Source organism: Burkholderia sp. BCC0405 (genome assembly GCF_902833075.1).
In the GTDB taxonomy this organism is placed as follows: Bacteria; Pseudomonadota; Gammaproteobacteria; order Burkholderiales; family Burkholderiaceae; genus Burkholderia.
Map to the genome: position 1 here is coordinate 366674 of NZ_CADFEO010000003.1, position 21855 is coordinate 388528.

General features: G+C 67.5%; 23 protein-coding genes. 15 read left to right on the plus strand and 8 right to left on the minus strand.

Annotated features, from left to right (window positions below; all coding sequences use genetic code 11):
* Positions 1 to 109: 109 nt before the first annotated feature.
* The 3 genes from HWX36_RS37600 to HWX36_RS06915 form a co-directional block, all read right to left on the minus strand.
* Complete coding sequence (locus HWX36_RS37600) at positions 110 to 451, minus strand: helix-turn-helix transcriptional regulator (RefSeq protein WP_279613381.1); 342 nt, start codon at positions 449 to 451, stop codon at positions 110 to 112.
* Positions 452 to 2083: a YifB family Mg chelatase-like AAA ATPase gene (locus tag HWX36_RS06910; RefSeq protein WP_175951447.1), complete on the minus strand. Its 1632-nt coding sequence runs from the start codon at positions 2081 to 2083 to the stop codon at positions 452 to 454.
* Between the two features lie 314 nt (positions 2084 to 2397).
* Positions 2398 to 2649: an accessory factor UbiK family protein gene (locus HWX36_RS06915; RefSeq protein ID WP_006489451.1), complete on the minus strand. Its 252-nt coding sequence runs from the start codon at positions 2647 to 2649 to the stop codon at positions 2398 to 2400.
* 355 nt (positions 2650 to 3004) lie between these two features.
* Between HWX36_RS06915 and HWX36_RS06920 the strand changes: the two genes are divergently transcribed.
* The 7 genes from HWX36_RS06920 to ptsP all read left to right on the plus strand — a co-directional run bounded on the left by HWX36_RS06920 (position 3005) and on the right by ptsP (position 10429).
* On the plus strand, positions 3005 to 3343 hold the full coding sequence (locus HWX36_RS06920; RefSeq protein ID WP_027789049.1) for a P-II family nitrogen regulator: 339 nt from the start codon (positions 3005 to 3007) through the stop codon (positions 3341 to 3343).
* 37 nt (positions 3344 to 3380) lie between these two features.
* Positions 3381 to 4895 (plus strand): ammonium transporter, encoded by a 1515-nt coding sequence (locus HWX36_RS06925; RefSeq protein WP_175951448.1) that lies wholly within the window; start codon positions 3381 to 3383, stop codon positions 4893 to 4895.
* A gap of 243 nt (positions 4896 to 5138) precedes the next feature.
* Positions 5139 to 6428 carry a glutamate--cysteine ligase gene (gshA, locus tag HWX36_RS06930; RefSeq protein ID WP_175951449.1) on the plus strand — a complete coding sequence of 430 codons (1290 nt, stop codon included), beginning with the start codon at positions 5139 to 5141 and terminating at the stop codon, positions 6426 to 6428.
* Positions 6429 to 6454: 26 nt separating this feature from the next.
* Positions 6455 to 7411, plus strand: a complete 957-nt coding sequence (gene gshB / locus HWX36_RS06935) for a glutathione synthase (RefSeq protein ID WP_175951450.1) — start codon at positions 6455 to 6457, stop codon at positions 7409 to 7411.
* Positions 7412 to 7641: 230 nt separating this feature from the next.
* Positions 7642 to 8112, plus strand: coding sequence for a PTS fructose transporter subunit IIA (locus HWX36_RS06940; RefSeq protein ID WP_011353293.1), 471 nt, complete (start codon positions 7642 to 7644; stop codon positions 8110 to 8112).
* Between the two features lie 73 nt (positions 8113 to 8185).
* Complete coding sequence (locus HWX36_RS06945) at positions 8186 to 8455, plus strand: HPr family phosphocarrier protein (protein ID WP_006477716.1); 270 nt, start codon at positions 8186 to 8188, stop codon at positions 8453 to 8455.
* Between the two features lie 201 nt (positions 8456 to 8656).
* The gene (gene ptsP, locus HWX36_RS06950; protein WP_175951451.1) at positions 8657 to 10429 is read left to right on the plus strand and encodes a phosphoenolpyruvate--protein phosphotransferase; all 1773 of its coding nucleotides are present in this window, start codon (positions 8657 to 8659) and stop codon (positions 10427 to 10429) included.
* A gap of 71 nt (positions 10430 to 10500) precedes the next feature.
* Here ptsP and moeB read toward each other — a convergent pair whose 3' ends face one another.
* The 3 genes from moeB to gpmA form a co-directional block, all read right to left on the minus strand.
* A complete protein-coding gene (gene moeB, locus HWX36_RS06955; protein ID WP_175951452.1) occupies positions 10501 to 11253 on the minus strand; it encodes a molybdopterin-synthase adenylyltransferase MoeB in 753 nt (250 codons plus the stop codon).
* A 104-nt stretch (positions 11254 to 11357) separates the two neighbouring features.
* On the minus strand, positions 11358 to 12908 hold the full coding sequence (locus tag HWX36_RS06960; RefSeq protein WP_175951453.1) for a S41 family peptidase: 1551 nt from the start codon (positions 12906 to 12908) through the stop codon (positions 11358 to 11360).
* Positions 12909 to 13184: 276 nt separating this feature from the next.
* A complete protein-coding gene (gene gpmA / locus HWX36_RS06965; RefSeq protein WP_021164239.1) occupies positions 13185 to 13931 on the minus strand; it encodes a 2,3-diphosphoglycerate-dependent phosphoglycerate mutase in 747 nt (248 codons plus the stop codon).
* A gap of 135 nt (positions 13932 to 14066) precedes the next feature.
* Between gpmA and HWX36_RS06970 the strand changes: the two genes are divergently transcribed.
* From HWX36_RS06970 to HWX36_RS06990, 5 genes are all read left to right on the plus strand, one after another.
* The gene (locus HWX36_RS06970) at positions 14067 to 14489 is read left to right on the plus strand and encodes a rhodanese-like domain-containing protein (RefSeq protein WP_175951454.1); all 423 of its coding nucleotides are present in this window, start codon (positions 14067 to 14069) and stop codon (positions 14487 to 14489) included.
* Positions 14486 to 14746, plus strand: coding sequence for a glutaredoxin 3 (grxC, locus tag HWX36_RS06975; protein WP_039346228.1), 261 nt, complete (start codon positions 14486 to 14488; stop codon positions 14744 to 14746). The genes HWX36_RS06970 and grxC overlap by 4 nt, the downstream gene beginning before the upstream one ends.
* 106 nt (positions 14747 to 14852) lie before the next feature.
* Positions 14853 to 15335, plus strand: coding sequence for a protein-export chaperone SecB (secB, locus tag HWX36_RS06980; protein ID WP_011353285.1), 483 nt, complete (start codon positions 14853 to 14855; stop codon positions 15333 to 15335).
* A 28-nt stretch (positions 15336 to 15363) separates the two neighbouring features.
* Complete coding sequence (locus HWX36_RS06985; RefSeq protein ID WP_175951455.1) at positions 15364 to 16362, plus strand: NAD(P)H-dependent glycerol-3-phosphate dehydrogenase; 999 nt, start codon at positions 15364 to 15366, stop codon at positions 16360 to 16362.
* Between the two features lie 94 nt (positions 16363 to 16456).
* Positions 16457 to 16981: an O-acetyl-ADP-ribose deacetylase gene (locus HWX36_RS06990; protein WP_175951456.1), complete on the plus strand. Its 525-nt coding sequence runs from the start codon at positions 16457 to 16459 to the stop codon at positions 16979 to 16981.
* Between the two features lie 34 nt (positions 16982 to 17015).
* On the opposite strand, the gene trmL is transcribed toward HWX36_RS06990, so the two are convergent.
* Positions 17016 to 17486, minus strand: a complete 471-nt coding sequence (trmL, locus tag HWX36_RS06995) for a tRNA (uridine(34)/cytosine(34)/5-carboxymethylaminomethyluridine(34)-2'-O)-methyltransferase TrmL (RefSeq protein WP_011353282.1) — start codon at positions 17484 to 17486, stop codon at positions 17016 to 17018.
* Between the two features lie 105 nt (positions 17487 to 17591).
* On the minus strand, positions 17592 to 18395 hold the full coding sequence (locus HWX36_RS07000) for a phosphoribosyltransferase family protein (protein WP_175951457.1): 804 nt from the start codon (positions 18393 to 18395) through the stop codon (positions 17592 to 17594).
* A gap of 81 nt (positions 18396 to 18476) precedes the next feature.
* On the opposite strand from HWX36_RS07000, the gene HWX36_RS07005 reads away from it, so the two are divergent.
* The 3 genes from HWX36_RS07005 (at position 18477) to coxB (ending at position 21813) form a co-directional block, all read left to right on the plus strand.
* Entirely contained in the window at positions 18477 to 19442 is a 966-nt protein-coding gene (locus HWX36_RS07005; protein WP_175951458.1) for a methyltransferase domain-containing protein, read from the plus strand.
* A 195-nt stretch (positions 19443 to 19637) separates the two neighbouring features.
* Positions 19638 to 20162: a DUF2244 domain-containing protein gene (locus tag HWX36_RS07010; RefSeq protein ID WP_175951501.1), complete on the plus strand. Its 525-nt coding sequence runs from the start codon at positions 19638 to 19640 to the stop codon at positions 20160 to 20162.
* Between the two features lie 55 nt (positions 20163 to 20217).
* On the plus strand, positions 20218 to 21813 hold the full coding sequence (gene coxB / locus HWX36_RS07015; RefSeq protein WP_175951459.1) for a cytochrome c oxidase subunit II: 1596 nt from the start codon (positions 20218 to 20220) through the stop codon (positions 21811 to 21813).
* The last annotated feature ends 42 nt before the right edge of the window (positions 21814 to 21855 follow it).

The window sequence follows — 21855 nt, forward strand, 5'->3', positions numbered from 1 at the left end:
TTGCCATTGACCGATGGCGCTATGCTTCCAACGGGTCACGGTTCCTATGATCGATTCACCGTTGCGAGCCTGCCGTCGAAAGGGGCTAATGGTTAATTTTGGCATGGAGCTAGAGGCGAGCAAGTCTAAATAGTTCTGACGGAGGGACGTTCAACACGGCGGAGATTCGAATCACATTGAGGATGCTGACGTTGCGTTCCCCACACTCAATCTTTCGCATCTGACTGCGGTCCAGGCCAGTCAGATTGGCCAAGGCCTTCTGCGAAATTGCTCTCTCGTTACTGGTGATGTGAATTGCCTCCCTGCGAATCGAGCTATATGCCAGCGGCAGCAGGAGCTTCAGCGGCTGCGCGGCCGGTATCGACTCGCCGGCGCTGGGCGGCCCGTCCGCATATGGTGTTCGTCCGCGGCGGCGACTTCGCGCGCGCCGGGCGTCGCGCTGGTCGAGCACTCAGAGTGCCGTCAGCACGCGCCGGTAGCGGATGGCTTCGGCGATTTGCGCGGCTGTCGGCAGCGGGTCGCCGGCCAGGTCGGCGATCGTCCGCGCGACCTTCAGCACGCGGTAATACGCGCGCGCCGACCAGCCGAAGCGCTCGCCGGCCTCGCGCAGCAGGCGTTCGCCTTCGTCGGTCGGCCGGCACAGGTCGTCCGTCTCGCGGCCGCTCAGCATGTGATTCGTCTTGCCCTGCCGGTCGAGTTGCAGCGCACGCGCCCGCGCGACCCGCGCGGCCACCGCCGCACTCGGCTCGCCGGGCGCCGACGCGCGCGTCGCCAGCTCGGCCGGCGACAGCGCGGGCAGGTCGATCTGGATGTCGATGCGGTCGACGAGCGGCCCCGACAGCTTGCGCAGGTAGCGCGCGGCGACGTCCGGCGAGCAGCGGCAACGTCCGGATGGATCGCCGTGCCAGCCGCATGGGCACGGATTCATCGCGGCGATCAACTGGCACGCAGCGGGAAAGTCGGCTTGCTGGGCCGCGCGTGAAATCGTGATGCGGCCGGCCTCCAGCGGTTCGCGCAGCATCTCGAGCACGTGCCGGTCGAATTCCGGGAGTTCGTCGAGGAACAGCACACCGAGGTGCGCGAGCGTGATCTCGCCCGGTTGCGGCGGGTTGCGGCCGCCGACCAGCGCGGCGGCGCTCGACGAGTGATGCGGTGCGCGGAACGGCCGCCGGCGCCACTGCGCGGGTGAAAAGCCGAGGCGGCTCGCGGAGAGGAGCGCCGCCGACGTCAGCGCCTCGTCATCGGTCAGGGGCGGCAGGAGGCCCGGCAGCCGGGCGGCCAGCATCGACTTGCCCGCCCCCGGCGGCCCGACCATCAGCATGTGATGGCCGCCCGCAGCCGCGACTTCCAGCGCGCGGCGGGCGCCGCGCTGGCCGATCACGTCGGCGAGATCGGGGGCGGCCGGCATCGGCAGGCCGTCGAGGCACGGTGCCGCGACCGGGGCGAGCCGCCCGTCGGGCGCGCCGGTGAGGTGCGTGCACAGCGCGGGCAGGTCCGGCGCACCGAACACGGTGACGCCCGGCACGAGCGCAGCCTCGGCGGCACTGGCGAGCGGCAGGTACAGCTCGGGGGCGTTCGGCGCGGCGGCGGAGCCTGGCTCCGGGCCGGCTCCCCGGCCATCGTTGCCTGAACCGGAAAGCGAGCCGGAACCCAGACCGGAAGCCGCGCCACTTTCCGCGGACTGCCAATCCCGCGCCACGCCGCACGCCATCGCGAACGCGCCCCGCATCGGCCGCAGCGCGCCCGTCAGCGACAGTTCGCCCGCGAATTCGCGGCCGGCCAGCGCGTCGGCCGGGATCTGGCCGTTCGCGGCGAGGATGCCGAGCGCGATCGGCAGGTCGAACCGGCCCGACTCCTTCGGCAGGTCGGCCGGCGCGAGGTTGACGGTGATGCGGCGCACCGGGAATTCGAAGCCGCAGTTCTGCAGCGCGGCACGGACGCGCTCGCGGCTTTCGCGGACTTCGAGATCGGGCAGGCCGACGATCGAGAACGACGGCAACCCGTTGGCGAGATGGACTTCGACGGTGACGTCCGGCGCACGGCCGGAGGCGGGCGCGCGACTGCGCACCACGGCGAGCGACATGGCGAGGCTCCTGTAAACAAGGCGGACGGACGACGGCCGTTCGGGGCCGCATGCCGCGGGAATCGGACGAATCGGTGCGCGCTTGCCGGCGTGGCGCGGGGAAAGAACGAGGCACTGCGGAACGACGGACTGCGAAGAGCGATGAACAGCGAAGAGCGGGGGTGCTGCGGAGAACGACGAAGAGCGGTACGGTGACTTCAGTGCTTCAGTGCTTCAGTGCTTCAGTGCTTCAGTGCTTCGGGCGGCGGGCGGCGGGCGGCGGGCGCGAGCCGCACGAGGCGGCCCGCGCCCGGACCTTGCAGCCGGGTCGGGCGTCAGGCTTGCGGCGCGGCGAGCTTCTGCTCGAGTTCCGCGACGCGTTTCTCGAGTTCCTCGAGGCGCACGCGGGTGCGGGCGAGCACTTGCGCCTGCGTGTCGAATTCCTCGCGCGTGACGAGATCGAGTTTCGAGAAGCCTTGCGACAGCATGGCCTTCACGTTGCGCTCGACGTCCTTGGCCGGCGAGTTTTTCAGCAGATCGCTGACGCGCGACTGCAGATCGTTGAAAACGTCGCTGGGTTGCTTCATGTGATTCCCCTTCCTTGCACAAAAAATGTGCATCTTCAGTTGCGTACGTGCCCATGATGCACGCATGACCGGAAATGGTGCGCACTGAGCGCGAATTCCGGGCATGGCGCCCGCATGGGTGAATGGCCCGGCGATCCGGGACGTGCGTGCACTCTAGCAACGATCCTTTCGCCGCGCCAGCAAACCGGGCCACGTTGGCCATTCGGCCGGGCTTCCGCACCTTACATCACGTGATGCGCCCCCTTGATGAAGCCTTTTGAGACGGTGCTCGACCCGACATGGCATGCGAGTTGCTGAGAAGAGTCCGCTACAACATTCCAACCAATTCGACGGGACAACCCAGCGAGAGGACTTCATGAAACTCATTACCGCAATCATCAAGCCGTTCAAGCTCGATGAGACGCGCGAAGCGCTGTCGGCGCTTGGCGTCTCGGGCATCACGGTGACGGAGGTGAAAGGGTTCGGACGCCAGAAGGGGCACACCGAGCTGTACCGCGGCGCCGAATACGTGGTCGATTTCCTGCCGAAGATGAAGATCGAGGCGGCCGTGTCCGACGATCTCGTCGACCAGGCGGTCGAGGCGATCGAGCGGGCCGCGCGCACCGGCAAGATCGGCGACGGCAAGATCTTCGTCACGGCGATCGAACAGGTGATCCGGATTCGCACCGGGGAGACGGGCGCAGACGCGCTGTAACAGAACAGACAAGACAAGCGACAAGAGGAAACCCAAGATGCGCAAACTTCTGATGTCCCTGTTGATGGCCGGCTCGCTGATCGCGGCCGGCGTCGGCTCCGCGCTTGCCGACGACGCGGCGTCCGCCGCGGCTGCGTCCGCACCCGCCGCAATGGCTTCCGACGCCTCGGCTGCCGCCGCGCCGGCCGCTTCGACGCCGGCTGCCACCGACGCGTCCGCCACGGCCGCTGCCGCCGCACCGGCCTCGGGCGCCACCGACGCGTCGGCTGCCGCCGCCGCTTCGGCACCGGCCGCCCCCGCCGCGCCGACCGCGCCGTTCTCCGTCGATTCGTCGAAGATCAACTCGGGCGACACCGCGTGGATGCTGACCTCCACCGCGCTCGTGCTGTTCATGACGATCCCCGGCCTCGCGCTGTTCTATGCCGGCATGGTCCGCAAGAAGAACGTGCTCGCGACCGTGATGCAGAGCTTCGCGATCACCGCGCTGATCACGGTGCTGTGGACGGTGGTCGGCTACAGCCTCGCGTTCACGCCGGGCAACGGCTTCATCGGCGGCCTGTCGCGCGCGTTCCTGCACGGGATGAACTACATCCACGGCGACAAGGCGACGACGCTGACCGTCAGCCACCTGGCGCCGACGATCCCGGAATCGGTCTACTTCGTCTACCAGATGACGTTCGCGATCATCACGCCGGCGCTGATCTGCGGCGCGTTCGCCGACCGCATGAAGTTCTCGGCGATGCTCGTGTTCATGACGCTCTGGTCGCTGATCGTCTATGTGCCGATCGCGCACATGGTGTGGGAGCCGACCGGCTGGCTGTCGGCCGACGGCGTGCTCGACTTCGCGGGCGGCACGGTGGTGCACATCAACGCCGGTATCGCGGGCCTGATGTCGTGCCTGGTGCTCGGCAAGCGGGTCGGCTACGGCCGCGAATCGATGGCGCCGCACAACCTCGTGCTGACGATGATCGGCGGCTCGATGCTGTGGGTCGGCTGGTTCGGCTTCAACGCGGGTTCGGCGGTCGCGGCTGACGGCCGTGCCGGTTTCGCGATGCTGACGACGCAAGTCGCGACGGCCTGCGCGGCGCTCGGCTGGATGTTTGCCGAATGGATCGCGAAGGGCAAGCCGTCGGTGCTCGGCATCGTGTCGGGTGCGGTCGCGGGTCTCGTCGCGATCACGCCGGCGGCCGGCTTCGTCGGTGTGACGGGCGCACTCGTGATCGGCATCGCGGCCGGCGTCGTGTGCTTCTGGTCGGCGACGTGGCTCAAGTCGAAGCTCGGCTATGACGATTCGCTCGACGCGTTCGGCGTGCACGGCGTGGGCGGGATTCTCGGCGCACTGCTGACCGGCGTGTTCGCGGTCAAGGACATCGGCGGCGCCGACGGCAGCCTGCTGCTGCAGGCCAAGGGCGTGCTGATCACGCTGGTCTACAGCGGCGTGCTGAGCTTCGTGCTGCTGAAGCTGATCGACCTGACGATGGGCCTGCGCGTGTCGGAAGAAGAGGAGCGCGAAGGCCTCGACGTGATCCTGCACGGCGAGCACGTCGAATAAGTCACAAGGATGACCGGCGGGCCGCCGCGACGACGGCGCCTGCCATGAATGAGCGCAGCGACTTCGGCCCGCCCCACCGGCGGGCTTTTTTTCTCCTGTCACCCGCTGCCGTGGCGCATGACCCTTCGCACTATCGGGTCAATAGCCGAAAACTTCCTCCAAACCCTTGCGAAGCCGGGAACAATCCCCAAATGGGCAGGGCAATTGCTCTACAATCTTCATTCTCCCGCTCGCGAGTGATTCATGGTTCCCCACCTCGTTACGGCGTTGAACGGTCCGCTGCTCGAACTCGAGCAGAAGATCCTCGACGCGACGCCTGCGATCGAACGCTGGTTCAGGCTCGAATGGCAGGAACATACACCGCCGTTCTATTGTTCGGTGGACCTGCGCAATGCCGGCTTCAAGCTGGCGCCCGTCGACGCGAACCTGTTTCCCGGCGCGTTCAACAATCTGCCGTCCGAAGTGCTGCCGCTCGCCGTGCAGGCCGCGATGGCCGCAATCGAGAAGATCTGCCCGGACGCGAAGAACCTGCTCGTGATTCCCGAGCTGCCGACCCGCAACGCGTTCTACCTCGAAAACGTCGCACGTCTTGCGACGATCATGCGCCAGGCCGGCCTGAACGTGCGCTTCGGCTCGCTCGACCCGAGCATCACCGACATGACGCCGATCACGCTGGCCGACGGCCAGAAGATCGTGCTCGAACCGCTCGAGCGTTCGCCGCGCCGCCTCGGCCTGAAGAATTTCGACCCGTGCTCGATCCTGCTGAACAACGACTTGTCGGCCGGCATCCCGGCCGTGCTGGAAAACCTGCACGAGCAATACCTGCTGCCGCCGCTGCATGCGGGCTGGGCCGTGCGCCGCAAGTCGACGCACTTCTCGTGCTACGACGACGTCGCGAAGAAGTTCGCGAAGATGGTCGGCGTCGATCCGTGGATGGTGAATCCGTATTTCGCGCACGTGGAAGGCGTCGACTGGCAGGCGCATGAAGGCGAGCAGGCGCTCGCCGACGCGATCGACGGCGTGCTGAAGAAGATCGCGCGCAAGTACCGCGAATACGGGATCAGCGAGAAGCCGTACGTGGTCGTGAAGGCCGATGCGGGCACGGCGGGGCGCGGCGTGATGACCGTGCACGACGCGGCCGAGATCGGCCGCATGTCGAAGGCCGAGCGCGCGCAGATGGCCGAGTCGAAGGCCGGCCTCGCGGTGCGCGACGTGATCGTGCAGGAAGGCGTGTATACGTTCGAGCGCGTCGGCGACGAAGTCGCGGAGCCCGTCGTGTACATGATCGACCGCTACGTGGTCGGCGGCTTCTACCGCACGCACGCCGGCCGCGAACGCGACCAGAACCTGAACGCGCCCGGCATGCACTACGTACCGCTCGGCTTCGAGCACACGGCGCTGCCGGATGCGGGTGCGAAGCCGGGTGCCGCGCCGCCGAACCGTTTCTACATGTACGGTGTCGTCGCGCGGCTGTCGCTGATCGCGTCGTCGATCGAACTGGAAAAGACCGACCCCGAAGCCATCCAGGTGTAACGGACCTTCGCCAAGTACAGGACCTCATGGACATTCTCTTTATCGCCGACCCGCTCGAGCGCTTCAAGATCTACAAGGATTCGACCTACGCGATGATGGCCGAGGCGGCGCGGCGCGGGCATGCAGTCTATGCGTGTCAGCCGCATCAGCTCGCGTGGACGGGTTCGGGCGTCGAGGCGGACGTGCAGCGCGTGACGATCGTCGGCGACACGGCCGACCTGCACCGCCATCCGTGGTACGAGGCGGCCGCTCACGAATCCCGTGCGCTGACGTCGTTCGGTGCGGTGCTGATGCGCAAGGATCCGCCGTTCGACATGGAATACGTGACGGCCACGTGGATGCTCGAGCTCGCCGAGCGTGCGGGCGCGCACGTGTTCAACAAGCCGCAGTCGATCCGCGATCACTCGGAAAAGCTCGCGATCGGCGAGTTTCCGCAATTCGTCGCGCCGACGCTCGTCACGCGCGATGCGGCGCGCCTGCGTGCCTTCCACGCCGAGCATGGCGACGTGATCGTCAAGCCGCTCGACGGGATGGGCGGGATGGGCGTGTTCCGCGTGAAGGCCGACGGGATGAATCTCGGCGCGATCATCGAGATGCTCGGCCACGACGGCACGCGCTCGCTGATGATCCAGAAGTTCATTCCGGAGATCAAGGCGGGCGACAAGCGCATCCTGCTGATCGCGGGCGAGCCGGTGCCGTATTCGCTCGCCCGGATTCCGCAGGGTAGCGAGGTGCGCGGCAATCTCGCGGCGGGCGGGCTCGGTGTCGCGCAGCCGCTGACCGCGCGCGATCGCGAGATCGCCGAAACGCTCGGGCCCGTGCTCGCGGCACGCGGGCTGCTGCTGGTCGGCCTCGATGCGATCGGCGACTGGCTGACCGAGGTGAACGTCACGAGTCCGACGTGCTTCCGCGAGATCATGGAGCAGACGGGCTTCGACGTCGCCGCGATGTTCATCGACGCGCTGGAGCGTGCGGCCGCGTAGGCCGTCTCCCGCGCAACCCCGGCGGCGGCCGCGCAGGTCCCCCGTCGCCGGAGCGGTTCGACCGGCCTGCTACAATGCCCGCTTGCCCGGTGCCGCGATCGCGCACCAAAGGCCCGGCGGTCGGGCCGAAACTGTTGCAAGGCTGAACATGGAACGTTTCCCACACTCGCTACGCTCATTGCCCCGCCGCGGGGTGTCGGCCCGCCAGGGGCGGCCGGGAGCGATCTGACATGGCCGGGATCCTGATCATCGCGCACGCCCCGCTCGCCACCGCGCTGCGGGACTGTATCGCGCACATCTACGGCGGCGTGCCCGCCCGCATCGGCTGTATCGACGTGACGGCGGACAGCGATCCGACCCAGGTGATGGCGTTCGCGCACGCGGAACTCGCACGGCTCAAGGAAGAGAACGGCGTGGTCGTGCTGACCGACATGTACGGCGCGACGCCTGCGAACATCGCGGGCCAGCTCGCCAAGATCGACAACGTGCGCGTGCTCGCGGGCGTGAACCTGCCGATGCTCGTGCGAGCCGTCTGCTACCGCACCGTGCCGCTCGACAAGCTGGTCGACAAGGCGCTGTCCGGCGGCGCGAAGGGCGTCCACGAGGTGTCGGCCGGTACGCCGCCGCCGCCGACGGAAACCGGCTGCGGCCAGTGCGCGCCGATTCCGCCCGAACCGCAGCCGCGCACCGAATCGCACTGATTTCCCGTTTTCCGTTTTAGACAGCCCCGCCGACGCGCCCCGCCGGCGGCCCCGACCGATCCGACCGAGAATCATGCTTCAACAAGAAACCACCATCGTCAACAAATTGGGGCTCCATGCGCGTGCATCGGCCAAGCTTACGCAACTGGCCGGCAACTTCCAGTCGGAAGTCTGGATGACACGCAACGGGCGCAAGATCAATGCGAAGAGCATCATGGGCGTGATGATGCTGGCGGCGGGCATCGGCAGCACCGTGACGATCGAGACCGAAGGGCCGGACGAGCGGGAAGCGATGGACGCGCTGCTGAAGCTGATCGCCGACAAGTTCGGCGAAGGCCAGTGATCGCCGCGCGGGATCGTTGCCGTTTCCAGTCAGAATGCCGCGGATTCCGCGGCATTTTTTTCGTCGGAAGCATTGATGCGGAATGCGCAATGCTGCGGTGCATGCAGTCAGCGGGGAGTCGCGGAATTTATAATCGCTAACCGGGGTCATAAGCGCATCGCAGCAGTGTGCCGCGGCTTTACTTGTACAGAGGAGGTGCGCGTGTCCTTCACGCTGCATGGCATTCCCGTCTCACGTGGTATCGCGATCGGGCGAGCGTACCTGATCGCGCCGGCGGCGCTCGACGTCGCCCATTACCTGATCGAGGCAAACCAGATCGATGCGGAGGTCGAGCGCTTCCGCACGGCGCTCGATGTCGTGCATCACGAACTCGAAGCGCTGCGCGCCGACCTGACCGACGACACCCCGAGCGAAGTCGGCGCATTCATCGACGTGCACACGATGATCCTGAGCGACGAGATGCTCGTGCAGGAAACCATCGACCTGATCCGCACGCGTCGCTACAACGTCGAGTGGGCGCTGACCGAGCAGCTCGAGCTGCTCACGCGCCACTTCGACGACATCGAGGACGAATACCTGCGCGAGCGCAAGGCCGACATCGAGCAGGTGGTCGAGCGCGTGCTGAAGGCGCTCGCCGGTGCGCCGTCCGCGTCGCAGGCACTGGACCGGGCGGCCAAGAACGGCACGAACGAGATGATCGTCGTCGCGCACGACATCGCGCCGGCCGACATGATGCAGTTCAAGTCGCAGTCGTTCCAGGCGTTCGTCACCGACCTCGGCGGGCGCACGTCGCACACGGCGATCGTCGCGCGCAGCCTCGGCATCCCGGCGGCGGTCGGCGTGCAGCACGCGAGCGCATTGATCCGCCAGGACGACCTGATCATCGTCGACGGCGACCAGGGCATCGTGATCGTCGATCCGGCGCCGATCGTCCTCGAGGAATATTCGTACCGGCAGTCCGAGAAGCTGCTGGAGCAGCGCAAGCTGCAGCGTCTGAAGTTCTCGCCGACGCAAACGTTGTGCGGCACCAAGATCGATCTGTACGCGAACATCGAGCTGCCCGACGACGCGAAGGCGGCCGTCGAGGCCGGCGCGGTCGGCGTCGGGCTGTTCCGTTCCGAATTCCTGTTCATGCATCAGAAGGAGATGCCGGAAGAGGAGGAGCAGTTCGCCGCGTACAAGCGGGCCGTCGAGTGGATGAAGGGCATGCCGGTGACGATCCGCACGATCGACGTCGGCGCGGACAAGCCGCTCGAGGCGCTCGACGAAGGCTACGAGACGGCGCCGAATCCTGCGCTCGGCCTGCGTGCGATCCGCTGGAGCCTGTCAGAGCCGCAGATGTTCCTCACTCAGCTGCGCGCGATCCTGCGCGCGTCCGCGTTCGGCCAGGTGAAGATCCTGATCCCGATGCTCGCGCACGCGCAGGAGATCGACCAGACGCTCGACCTGATCCGCGAGGCGAAGCGCCAGCTCGACGACGCGGGGCTTGCATACGATCCGAACGTGCGGATCGGCGCGATGATCGAGATTCCGGCCGCGGCGATCGCGCTGCCGCTGTTCCTGAAGCGGTTCGATTTCCTGTCGATCGGCACGAACGACCTGATCCAGTACACGCTTGCGATCGACCGCGCGGACAACGCGGTCGCGCACCTGTACGACCCGCTGCATCCGGCCGTGCTGCACCTGATCTCCTATACGCTGCGCGAAGCGAAGCGCGCGGGCGTGTCGGTGTCGGTATGCGGGGAGATGGCCGGCGATCCGGCGCTCACGCGCCTGTTGCTCGGGATGGGGCTCACCGAGTTCTCGATGCACCCGAGCCAGTTGCTCGTCGTGAAGCAGGAGATCCTGCGCGCGCATCTGAAGGCGCTCGAAAAGCCGACGGCCGACGTGCTCGCCGCGTTCGAGCCCGAGGAAGTACAGGCCGCGTTGCAGCGCCTGTCGGTCGCGGAGCCGCGTGCGGACGCGGCTGCTTGACGCACTGGCGTTGCCGCTCAAACCTTGGCGAAGTGTTACCCATGCGCCGAAAGGCGCATGCCCGTCGCGCGTCAGTGCCGGCCCCCGCACACGGGGCAGTCGGCCTGGCGCGCGATTTTCATCGTCGTCCATTCCATCCGCAGCGAATCGAGCATCATCAGCCGCCCGCTGAGCGTCTTGCCGATTTCGCCGATCACGCGCAGCGCCTCGGCGGCCTGCATCGCGCCGATGATCCCGACCGTCGGCGCGAACACGCCCATCGTCGCGCATGCGACTTCCTCGAACGGCTGGTCTTCCGGGAACACGCACGCATAGCAGGGCGCGGCCGGGTCGCGGAAATCGAACGTGCTGATCTGGCCGTCGAAGCGCAGCGCGGCGCCGGATACGAGCGGCACGCCGTGCGCGACGCACGCGCGGTTGATCGCGTGCCGCGTTGCGAAGTTGTCGGTGCAGTCGAGCACGACGGTCGCGCGCGGCACGTGCGCGTCGAGCCACGCGTCGTCGACGCGCTCCGCGACCGCGTGCACCTTCACCTCGGGGTTCAACCGCGCGAGCGCGTCGCGCCCCGATTCGACCTTGTGGCGGCCGACCGACGCCGTCACGTGCAGGATCTGCCGCTGCAGGTTCGTGAGGTCGACCGTGTCGGCGTCGACGAGCGTGATCGTGCCGACGCCCGATGCGGCGAGGTACATCGCGGCCGGTGAGCCGAGGCCACCCGCGCCGATGACGATCGCATGCGCATCGAGAAAGCGCTGCTGCGCCTCGATGCCGATTTCGTCGACGAGGATGTGACGGGAGTAGCGAAGGAGTTGATCGTCGTTCATGGGAAGTCGTGGGCGAGGCGGCGGTCGTGTCGTTATTTTAGGCGCGCATGAAAAACGGGCCATCGCGGTCTTCCCGCGATGGCCCGTCGGATGCCGGCCGGCGCTTACTGCGGTGCCGACGCGGCCTTCGGTGCGGCTGCCGGCTTCGCGCCTGCGCCCGATGCCTTCGAGGTCGCCGCAGCCTTGCCGGCCGGGCTCTTCGTCGTGCTCTCGGCGAGCAGCGACTTCGATTCCTGGACCGGCTTGCCTTCGAGCTTGTTGAGCGCCTGCTGCATCATGAAGTCGTCGGCGCTGCCGAACTCGATCGGCTTGCGATCGCGATCCTTCTGGCGCTGCTCCGGCGTCTTCTTGTCGTTCTGCTCTTCGAGAATGCGCAGCTGATCCATCCGGCGCTGCTCGCGGTCTTCCTGTTCCTTCTTCTCGTTCGGATCCTGCGTGTTCGCAAGGTGGTTCGAGTAGTCGACCTCGCGCGTCACGAGCACGTCGTCCGGATCGCCGTCCGCGTACTGATCGACCGGCACGTCCGGCGTGATGCCCTTGTTCTGGATCGAACGGCCGCTCGGCGTGTAGTAGTACGCGGTGGTCAGGCGCAGCGCGGTGTCGGCCGTCATCGGGCGAACCGTCTGCACCGAACCCTTGCCGAACGTCGTCTTGCCCATGATCTGCGCGCGCTTCGAATCCTGCAGCGCGCCGGCGACGATTTCCGACGCGGATGCCGAATAGGCGTTCGTCAGCACGATCATCGGCACGGTCTTGAAGACCGGCGGCAGGTTCTTCAGCGGATCGCCGTCGAAGGACGGCAGGCGATAGTTGTCGTACGTATCGCGGTAGACCTGCTTCGAATCGGCGATCTGGCCGTTGGTCGACACGACGACGGAGTCGGGCGGCAGGAACGCGCCGGCCACGCCGACCGCGCTCTGCAGCAGGCCGCCGCCGTTGTTGCGCAGGTCGAGGACGAGGCCCTTGAGGTTCGGCTGCTGGCGTGCGATGTCCTGCAGCTTCGCGGCGAGATCAGGCGTCGTGCGCTCCTGGAAGCTCGTGATGCGGATATACGCATAGCCCGGATCGAGGATCTTCATCTTCACGCTCTGGACCTTGATGATCGCGCGCGTGACCGTGACCGGGAACGTGCGGTCGTCGCTCTTGCGGAAGATCGTCAGCGTGACCTTGGTGCCCGGCTCGCCGCGCATCTGCTTCACGGCCTTGTCGAGCGTCATGCCGCGCACCGGCTTGTCGTTGATGCGGGTGATCAGGTCGCCCGGACGGATGCCGGCGCGGAACGCGGGCGTATCTTCGATCGGCGAGATCACCTTGACGAGGCCGTCTTCCTGCGAGATCTCGATGCCGAGACCCGCGAAGCGGCCCTTCGTCTGCTCCTGCAACTCGTCATAGTCGGTCTTGTCGAGGAACGACGAGTGCGGGTCGAGGCTCGACACCATGCCCTTGATCGCGGCCGTCAGCAGCTTCTTGTCGTCGACCGGTTCGACGTACTCGCGCTTGATCTGTCCGAAGACTTCCGCGAACAGGCGGAGCTGGTCGAGGGGAAGCGGCGCCGTGGCGGTCTGCTCGGCCGATGCGGAAACCTGCAGCGTGGCGAACACGCCCGTGGCGAGGCCCGCGGCAATCAGGCCGATGTTCTTCAATTTCATTCGCATAGAGATCTGGTGCGGTCGGGAAGCGCGTGGCGGTAGCGGGGATGTAGCGGACAAGTATAACTGTTCGTCCGATGACTCAGTGGAACGGCGCGAAAAGCGTCGAAAAGGGCCCGGAACCGGCCCGGCGGGGCACTGCCGGGTGCGCTGCGGGTTCGAAAGCGGATTCGACAGCGCCGGCGCCGCGAAGGTTCGCGCGGTGTGCCGGACAAGGGGCGGGGCTCGGGCCGGGCGGGCCGCACCGGACGCAGCCCGCCCGGCTCACCCGGCCGACGGGCGTCAGCCCGCCTTGCCCTGCTTCGCGACGGCGGCTTGCGCCTGCGCGATCGCGTCCTGGTCGCCGAGGTAATAGTGCTTGATCGGCTTCAGGTTTTCGTCGAGTTCGTACACGAGCGGCACGCCGTTCGGGATGTTCAGGCCGACGATGTCGCTGTCCGAGATGCCGTCGAGGTACTTGATGAGCGCGCGCAGCGAGTTGCCGTGCGCGGCGATCAGCACCTGCTTGCCGGCGCGGACCGCCGGGGCGATCGACTCGTTCCACAGCGGCAGCACGCGCGCGACCGTGTCCTTCAGGCACTCGGTGAGCGGCAGCTGCTCGCGCGGCACCTTCGCGTAGCGCGGGTCGTTGAACGGCGCGCGTTCGTCGGTCGGCTCGAGCGCGGGCGGCGGCGTGTCGTAGCTGCGGCGCCACACGAGTACCTGGTCGTCGCCGAACTTCGCGGCCGTTTCGGCCTTGTTCAGGCCCGACAGCGCGCCGTAGTGGCGCTCGTTCAGGCGCCACGAGTGGACGACCGGCAGGTACATGAGGTCCATCCGGTCCTGCACGTGCCACAGCGTGCGGATCGCGCGCTTGAGCACCGACGTGTACGCGATGTCGAACGTGTAGCCGGCCTCCTTGAGCAATTCGCCGGCCTGGTAGGCCTCGTTGCGACCCTGCTCGGTCAGGTCGACGTCGACCCAGCCGGTGAAGCGGTTTTCCTTGTTCCACGTCGATTCGCCGTGGCGGATGAGAACGAGTTTGTACATGGATCTTGCGGTCGGTAGTGAAGGAAGCTGTGGCGCGTCGCGCAGGACCCGGCCCGGGCCCGCCATCGCGCAAGACGGTTATTTTATAATGGCGGGATTGTCCTCATCCGATTTCTCTTTTTCCGGCGGAATTCCGTGACGTTCTTTACCGATTACACCAACCTGGCCCTTATCGCGATCCTGGCGGTATCCGGCGGCCTGCTGGCCTGGCCCGCGCTGCGCCGCGGCCGCGGCGGCCTGTCGGCCGCAGAGGCGACGCAACTCATCAACCGTCGCAACGCGGTCGTGATCGACGTGCGCGCCGCGTCCGATTTCGCTGCCGGCCACCTGCCGTCCGCACGTCAGGTCGCGGCGGGCGAGATCGGCACGAAGATCGCGCAGGTCGCGAAGAACAAGAGCACGCCGGTGTTGCTCGTCTGCCAGAACGGCCAGCAGTCGCAGAAGGCGGCGCGCGAGGTCGAGGCGGCGGGCTACGCAGAGGTGCACGTGCTCGAGGGCGGCGTGGCCGCCTGGCAGCAGGCCGGGATGCCGGTCGTCAAACAAGGAGTGGCGAAGTGAACAAGGTTTTGATGTACAGCACGCAGGTGTGTCCGTATTGCATCCAGGCCGAGCGCCTGCTGAAGCTGCGCGGTGTCGAGCAGATCGAGAAGGTGCTGATCGACCGGGATCCTGCGCGCCGCGACGAAATGATGACGCGCACGGGGCGCCGCACGGTGCCGCAGATCTATATCGGCGACACGCACGTCGGCGGTTACGACGATCTGTCGAAGCTTGACCGCGAAGGCGGGCTCGTCCCGCTTCTGCAAGCGGCCTGATTAGGGCAGAATGGCCGCCGGCCGCGCCGCGGCTTGGCGCGCAGGATTCATCCGTGGCGGCCGGCGAGAAGCCGGGCCGCCCCGTCACCACTTTTAGGGAAACACCATGTCCGACGTCGAAAACCAACCGTTCTTCAATATCCAGCGCGTCTACCTGAAGGATATGTCGCTCGAGCAGCCGAATTCGCCGGCGATCTTCCTCGAGCAGGACATGCCGTCGGTTGAAGTCGAAGTTGACGTGAAGGCCGACCGCCTCGCGGAAAGCGTGTTCGAAGTCGTCGTGTCGGGCACCGTTACCGCGAAGGTGAAGGACAAGGTCGCGTTCCTGATCGAAGCGAAGCAAGCCGGCATTTTCGACATCCGCAACATTCCGGACGAACAGCTCGACCCGCTCGTCGGCATCGCATGCCCGACGATCCTGTTCCCGTACCTGCGTTCGAACATCGCCGACGCGATCACGCGTGCGGGCTTCCCGCCGATCCACCTGGCGGAAATCAACTTCCAGGCGCTGTACGAACAGCGCCTCGCGCAGCTTCAGCAGCAAGCCGGCGCCGCTGCAGGCGCGCCGAACGGCACGACGCTGAACTGACGTTTCACTCGGAGGACCGGTGCTGGGTATGAAAGTAGCCGTTCTCGGCGCCGGTGCGTGGGGCACCGCGCTCGCGGGCCATCTGGCCGCGCGGCACGACACGCTTCTGTGGGCGCGCGACGCCGCGCTCATCGCCGGGCTGCAGGCCCGGCACGAAAATTCCCGCTATCTGGACGGCATCGCGCTGCCTGACGCATTGCGCTACGGCGCCGATCTCGGCGCCGCGCTCGCGCATGGTGCCGCGGACGACGCACTGTGCGTGATCGCCGCGCCCGTGGCCGGGCTGCGCACGCTGTGTCATGCGATGCGCGATGCAGGCTGCGTGCCCGCGCATATCGTCTGGGTCTGCAAGGGCTTCGAGGCCGACACGCATCTGCTGCCGCATCAGGTGATCGCGGCCGAGCTGCCCGAGCAGCACAGCAACGGCGTGCTGTCGGGGCCGAGCTTCGCCCGGGAAGTCGGGCAGTCGCTGCCTGTCGCGCTGACGGTGGCGAGCACGTCCGCCGAATGCCGCGAGCGCACGCTCGCCGCGTTCCATCACGGCGCGATGCGGATCTATACGGGCGACGACGTGGTCGGCGTCGAGGTCGGCGGCGCGGTGAAGAACGTGCTCGCGATCGCGACCGGCATCGCCGACGGCCTCGGTCTCGGGCTGAACGCGCGCGCCGCGCTGATTACGCGCGGCCTCGCCGAAATGTCGCGCCTCGGTGTCGCGCTCGGCGGCCGGGCGGAAACCTTCACGGGCCTCACGGGCCTCGGCGACCTGATCCTCACCGCAACGGGCGACCTGTCGCGCAACCGCACGGTCGGCCTGCAGCTGGCGGCCGGCCGCACGCTGAACGACATCCTCGGCGCGCTCGGCCATGTGGCCGAAGGCGTGCGCTGCGCGCAGGCCGTGCTGGCCATCGCGCGCGCGCAGTCGATCGAAATGCCGATCACCGAAGCCGTGTGCGGCGTGCTGTTCGACGGCATCGCGCCGCGCGACGCCGTCAGTGGCTTGCTGCGGCGCGACGCGCGCGCCGAGTAGGGCGGCCCGGCACTGGCAGCGCCGTGTTCGCTTCGGGCGCGCGGCGTCAAAGCGCGCTACGCTTGAACAGTCTCCGGCGCTCCGGGAGGGTGTCATGCTGCGGATTCATTCCACCACGCTCGATGCGCAGGTCGTCGACATCACGACGCTCGATGTCGACGCGATCGTCAACGCCGCGAACGGTTCGCTGCTCGGCGGCGGTGGCGTCGATGGCGCGATCCACCGCGCGGCCGGCCCCGGCCTGCTTGCCGAATGCCGTACGCTCGGCGGCTGCGAGACGGGCGACGCCAAGCTCACGCGCGGCCACGGGCTGCCGGCGCGCTACGTGATCCATGCGGTCGGGCCGGTGTGGCACGGTGGCGGGAGCGGCGAGGCCGACCTGCTCGCGTCGTGCTACCGGCGCGCGATCGAGCTGGCCGAGGAGGTCGCGGCGGCGTCGATCGCGTTCCCGGCGATCAGTTGCGGCATCTATCGCTATCCGGCGGAAGAAGCCGTCGAGATTGCGGTCGGCACCGTCGCCGAAATGCTGCCGCAGGCGCCGAACCTCGCGCTCGTGGTGTTCGCGTGCTTTTCTCCCGACATCTACGACCTGTATCGCGCGCGACTCGCGCGGACGTGACGCGTCCCGCGGGGTGGGATGCGCCGCGCAAGCGTCACGCGCCGCCTTCGAAGCCGGCCTGGCGCCACGCCTCGAACACGACCACCGCGACCGTGTTCGACAGGTTCAGGCTGCGGTTGTCCGGCCGCATCGGCAGACGCACGCGCTGTTCGTTCGGGAAGCGCTCGAGCAACTCGGCGGGCAGGCCGCGCGTTTCCGAGCCGAACACGAACCAGTCGCCGGGCAGGAATGCGTGATCGTGGAAGCGGCCCGAGCCGCGGGTCGTGAACGCGAACATCCGCGCGGGGTCGGGCGTTTCCGCCGCGACGAACGCATCCCAGTCGCGGTGCACGCGCATCTGCGCATACTCGTGATAGTCGAGGCCCGCGCGGCGCATCCGCGCGTCGTCGAGCGGGAAGCCGAGCGGCTCGATCAGGTGCAGGCGCGCACCCGTGTTGGCGCACAGGCGGATCACGTTGCCGGTGTTCGGCGGAATTTCGGGGGCGACGAGGACGACGTTGAACATGTTTCGGTCTGGCTGGGCCGGCCGGGGCGGCGCAATGTGCGCGTTCCCGGCCGGCCGGTTCGTGGCGGCCGCCGCCGTGTTCGGGCGGCTGGCCTCTCTATCTAATTAATCCCTGGCGGTGCGCAGCGCAACCAGATTCGTCACGCGCGCGGCGCCCGCCGCTTTCAGCGCGTGCGCGGCCGCCGCGAGCGTCGCGCCGGACGTCATCACGTCGTCGACGAGCGCGACGTGGCGGCCGGCGACGCCACCCGCCACCGCGAATGCCGCCATCACGTTGTCGCGCCGTGCGTGCCGGTCGAGCCGCGACTGCGGCGCGGTGTCGGCGACCCGCGCGAGCAGCGCCGCATCCGCGCGCACGCCGAGCCGCCGCGCGAGCGGGCGCGCGATGACCCAGGCCTGGTTGTAGCCACGCGCGACGAGCCGCCGGTGCGACAGCGGCACGGGCACCACCAGGTCGAAGCCGCCGGCGCCGGGCGTATCGTCGATCAACCGGGCGAGGCGTGCCGCGAATTCGGCGCCGAGCGCGAGTTGCCGGTGAAACTTCAGGCCGCGCGCGAGTCCGTCGAGCGGCGCGCGGTAATCCGCCAGCGCGAGCGTTGCATCGAACGGCGGCGGCGCCGCACGGCACGCGTCGCACCGGTATGCGGCCGCGCGGCCGGCGCCGGCGCGAGCGCCGCGGGGCGGGGGCGAACGCGGCGGCCCGACGCCCAGCGGCAGCGCACAGACGTCGCAGCGCAGCCGCGCTTCGTTCCAGTACGCGGCGTCGCAAGCATCGCACATCACGGCATGTGACAAATTGCCGCACAGTGCGCAGCGATTCGGCAGCGCGACCGCGGCGACGCGCGCGCCCAGCGCGCGGACCTGCGACAAAGCGACGCGCATCGTGCGTCGGGCGGAACGGCGGATCATCGCAACACTCCTGACACCCCGCCTCAATGAAGCCCGCGGGGCGAGCGAGTATACTTCGGGCTCTTCGCCAGTGTGCCCGACATGTCCCCAGCTTCGACTTCAACCGGCCGTCCGGCCAATGACGCAAGGCGCCTTCGGCGGATCTTCGACCGCCGTGCCGCCACGTTCGATGCGGTCGCGTTCCTGCCGCGCGAGATCGCGCAGCGCATGAACGAGCGCCTCGAATACATCAAGGTGAGCCCCGCAGCCGTGCTGGACGCGGGCTGTGGCCCGGGCGACGATCTGCCGGCGCTGCGCGCACGCTTTCCCGAGGCGCCCGTATTCGGCGTCGACCTGTCCGGTGCGATGCTCGCGCGAGCCGGTCAGCGCGAGGTCGAGCAGACGAGCTGGCGCCGCTGGCTGCCGGCCTCGCTCGGCCGCGCACTGGGCCAGCGCGGCCCGCGCGTCGCGCAGGCCGATTTCGCCGCGCTGCCGTTCCCCGGCGGGGCGTTCGACCTGATCTGGTCGAATCTCGCCCTCCACTGGCATTCACGCCCGGACGCGGTGCTGCCCGAATGGCAGCGCGTGCTGCGCGTGAACGGGCTGCTGATGTTCAGCACGCTCGGCCCCGATACCCTGCGTGAACTGCGCGCGGCCTGCGCGGACGCCGAAGCGGCGCTCGGCATCGCGCCGCCCGCCGCGCGCGTGATCGATTTCGTCGACATGCACGACCTTGGCGACATGCTCGTCGAGAGCGGCTTCGAGATTCCCGTGATGGATCAGGAGGTGCTGACCGTCACCTACCAATCCCCCGACTCCCTGCTGGCCGACGTGCGCCGCTGGGGCGCCTATCCGTTCGAGCGTGAGGCGCCGCAACGCGCGACGCGGCGCTTTCGCGCGGCGCTCGGCGATGCGCTGGAGGCCCGCCGGCGCGCGGACGGCACGATTCCGCTCACGTTCGAAGTGATCTACGGCCACGCATGGAAGGCCGTACCGCGCACGACCGCCGAAGGGCACGGGATCGTGCGCATCGAGGACATCGGAAAGGGGCGTCCGAAGAATCGGTAAAGCGGTAAAGAGGGGTTTTGTTATGTCTGAAATTAGCGGCGCAAAGCGGGGTCGAATTGGCGCCTGAAATGGCCGGAAAGCTTGTCGCGCTTGGCTCGCGGGCCGATAGTCGCTTGCTTGTGGATGCCATTGAACCCGCCTATAATGCGTCAGCTTGTCGTCCCGGGGTCCCCGCAATACGGAACGACGAGTCCGATGCAGGCATGCATCGCATGCCATTCGCGTGAGGCGGCGATGGAAGCAGCGAGGGTTTTGGCGGAGACGACGAACGGCGAGCCGGTCCTCGAAGACTGGCTCATGAAACGCAACTGTTCGGCGTCGCCGCGTCAGTTCGTGCTGTTTTACGCGTCGCTCGCGGGCTTCTCGCTGCTGATCGCGACATTGCTGATGTGGCGGGGAGCTTGGCTCGTCATGCCCTTTACCGGAATCGAGTTGCTGGCTGTGGGTGTCGCATTTGCGATCTATGCTCGCCATGCAGTCGATTACGAACGCATCAGGCTGTATCCGCACCGGCTCGTGATCGAGCGGATGGATGCGGAGCGGCTCACGCAGATCGAATTCAACCCGCGCTGGGTGCGGGTCGAGCCGGGTGCGACGCCACGCGATCCGATTCGGCTGGTATCGCGCGGGCAGACCGTCGTAATCGGGCAGCATCTCGCGCAGTACAAGCGTGCGCAGTTCGCCGACGAACTGCGCGTGTCGCTCAGGCGCTGCGGCTGACGAGGCGCGGGCACCGGCGGATAGGGCCGGCGGCTTGCGACGGGGGAGGGTTTGAATGGAAATTTTGGGTAAGGATGCTATGAAAACAATCAAGCGAGCCCTCACGGGCGTGCTGGCATGCAGCGGATTGCTCTTTGCCGGTGCCGCCCTGGCGGTCGGTGATAGCCCGGGCGGCCCCCGCGTCAACGAGATCAACTTTCAGCCGCCGGTCACGAAGATCGCCGAGGAGCTCTACGATCTCCACACGATGATGCTCATCCTGTGTACGGTGATCTTCGTCGGCGTGTTCGGCGTGATGTTCTATTCGATCTTCGCGCACCGCAAATCCAAGGGCCACAAGGCCGCCAATTTCCATGAAAGCACGACCGTCGAGATCATCTGGACGATCGTGCCGTTCGTCATCGTCGTGCTGATGGCGCTGCCGGCGACGAAGGCCGTCGTCGCGATGAAGGACACGACGAACGCCGATCTCACGATCAAGGTCACCGGCTACCAGTGGAAGTGGGGCTACGACTACGTGAAGGGTCCGGGCGAGGGCATCGGCTTCCTGTCGACGCTCAGCACCCCGCGTGACGAAGTGATGGGCAAGAAGCCGATCACCGACACCTATCTGCAGGAAGTCGACAACCCGCTCGTCGTGCCGGTCAACAAGAAGATCCGCATCATCACCACCGCGAACGACGTCGTCCACTCGTGGTACGTGCCCGCGTTCGGCGTGAAGCAGGATGCGATCCCCGGCTTCGTGCGCGACACGTGGTTCAAGGCCGACAAGGTCGGTACGTTCCGCGGTTTCTGTACCGAGCTGTGCGGCAAGGAACACGCGTACATGCCGGTTGTCGTCGAAGTCCTGTCGGATGACGACTACGCGAAGTGGGTCACCGCGCAGAAGGCCAAGCTGGCCAGCGCCGCGGTCGATCCGAACAAGGTCTACACGATGGCTGAACTCGTCGCGCACGGCGAGGAAGTCTACAAGGCGAACTGCGCGGCCTGCCACCAGGTGAACGGCAAGGGCCTCGGCGCGTTCCCGGCCATGGACGGCAGCCCGATCGCGAACGGCCCGATCGCCGGCCACGTCGAGCGCGTGCTGCACGGCAAGGGCGCGATGCCGTCGTGGGCGTCGCTGTCGGATCTCGACATCGCCTCGGTCATCACGTACGAACGCAATTCGTGGGGCAACCACAAGAACGACCTGCTGCAGCCGAAGCAAGTGGCCGACGCGCGTAACGGCAAGATGCCGGAAGACGCGGCGGGCGCAGCGGCAGCTGCACCGGCGGAAGCCGCTTCGGCGCCGGCGCAGGCTGCGTCGGGCGGGGAGCAGCCGGCGGCAGCGGCATCGGCCGCGCTGTCGACGATCTACTTCGAGACGGGCAAGAGCGTGCTGCCGGCCGACGCGAAGGCGGCGATCGCCGCCGCGGCCGACTATGCGAAGGCACATCCGGACGCGAAGCTCGCGTTGTCGGGCTTTACCGACAAGACGGGCTCGGCCGACGCGAACGCCGAGCTGGCGAAGCATCGCGCGCAAGCTGTGCGCGACGCGCTGAAGGCAGCAGGCGTGGCGGAAGACCACATTATTCTCAAAAAGCCGGAAACGATCTCGGGCGGGGCGGACGCGAAGGAAGCCCGGCGTGTCGAGATCGGTCCGGCGGCTTGACGTGTCGCTGAGTTAGTCGACGTATTCGCATTAGGAGATTCT

Excerpts from the sequence above, each read along its gene's own strand:
- coxB (WP_175951459.1), top strand. The coding sequence starts at position 20,218 with ATGGAAATTTTGGGTAAGGATGCTATGAAAACAATCAAGCGAGCCCTC.
- HWX36_RS07010 (WP_175951501.1), top strand. The coding sequence starts at position 19,638 with ATGCAGGCATGCATCGCATGCCATTCGCGTGAGGCGGCGATGGAAGCA.
- HWX36_RS06925 (WP_175951448.1), top strand. The coding sequence starts at position 3,381 with ATGCGCAAACTTCTGATGTCCCTGTTGATGGCCGGCTCGCTGATCGCG.
- trmL (WP_011353282.1), bottom strand. The coding sequence starts at position 17,486 with ATGTTCAACGTCGTCCTCGTCGCCCCCGAAATTCCGCCGAACACCGGC.
- HWX36_RS07000 (WP_175951457.1), bottom strand. The coding sequence starts at position 18,395 with ATGATCCGCCGTTCCGCCCGACGCACGATGCGCGTCGCTTTGTCGCAG.
- HWX36_RS06990 (WP_175951456.1), top strand. The coding sequence starts at position 16,457 with ATGCTGCGGATTCATTCCACCACGCTCGATGCGCAGGTCGTCGACATC.
- gpmA (WP_021164239.1), bottom strand. The coding sequence starts at position 13,931 with ATGTACAAACTCGTTCTCATCCGCCACGGCGAATCGACGTGGAACAAG.
- secB (WP_011353285.1), top strand. The coding sequence starts at position 14,853 with ATGTCCGACGTCGAAAACCAACCGTTCTTCAATATCCAGCGCGTCTAC.
- HWX36_RS06915 (WP_006489451.1), bottom strand. The coding sequence starts at position 2,649 with ATGAAGCAACCCAGCGACGTTTTCAACGATCTGCAGTCGCGCGTCAGC.
- gshA (WP_175951449.1), top strand. The coding sequence starts at position 5,139 with ATGGTTCCCCACCTCGTTACGGCGTTGAACGGTCCGCTGCTCGAACTC.
- HWX36_RS06985 (WP_175951455.1), top strand. The coding sequence starts at position 15,364 with ATGAAAGTAGCCGTTCTCGGCGCCGGTGCGTGGGGCACCGCGCTCGCG.
- HWX36_RS06910 (WP_175951447.1), bottom strand. The coding sequence starts at position 2,083 with ATGTCGCTCGCCGTGGTGCGCAGTCGCGCGCCCGCCTCCGGCCGTGCG.
- HWX36_RS06960 (WP_175951453.1), bottom strand. The coding sequence starts at position 12,908 with ATGCGAATGAAATTGAAGAACATCGGCCTGATTGCCGCGGGCCTCGCC.
- HWX36_RS06945 (WP_006477716.1), top strand. The coding sequence starts at position 8,186 with ATGCTTCAACAAGAAACCACCATCGTCAACAAATTGGGGCTCCATGCG.
- gshB (WP_175951450.1), top strand. The coding sequence starts at position 6,455 with ATGGACATTCTCTTTATCGCCGACCCGCTCGAGCGCTTCAAGATCTAC.
- HWX36_RS07005 (WP_175951458.1), top strand. The coding sequence starts at position 18,477 with ATGTCCCCAGCTTCGACTTCAACCGGCCGTCCGGCCAATGACGCAAGG.
- moeB (WP_175951452.1), bottom strand. The coding sequence starts at position 11,253 with ATGAACGACGATCAACTCCTTCGCTACTCCCGTCACATCCTCGTCGAC.
- HWX36_RS06920 (WP_027789049.1), top strand. The coding sequence starts at position 3,005 with ATGAAACTCATTACCGCAATCATCAAGCCGTTCAAGCTCGATGAGACG.
- HWX36_RS06940 (WP_011353293.1), top strand. The coding sequence starts at position 7,642 with ATGGCCGGGATCCTGATCATCGCGCACGCCCCGCTCGCCACCGCGCTG.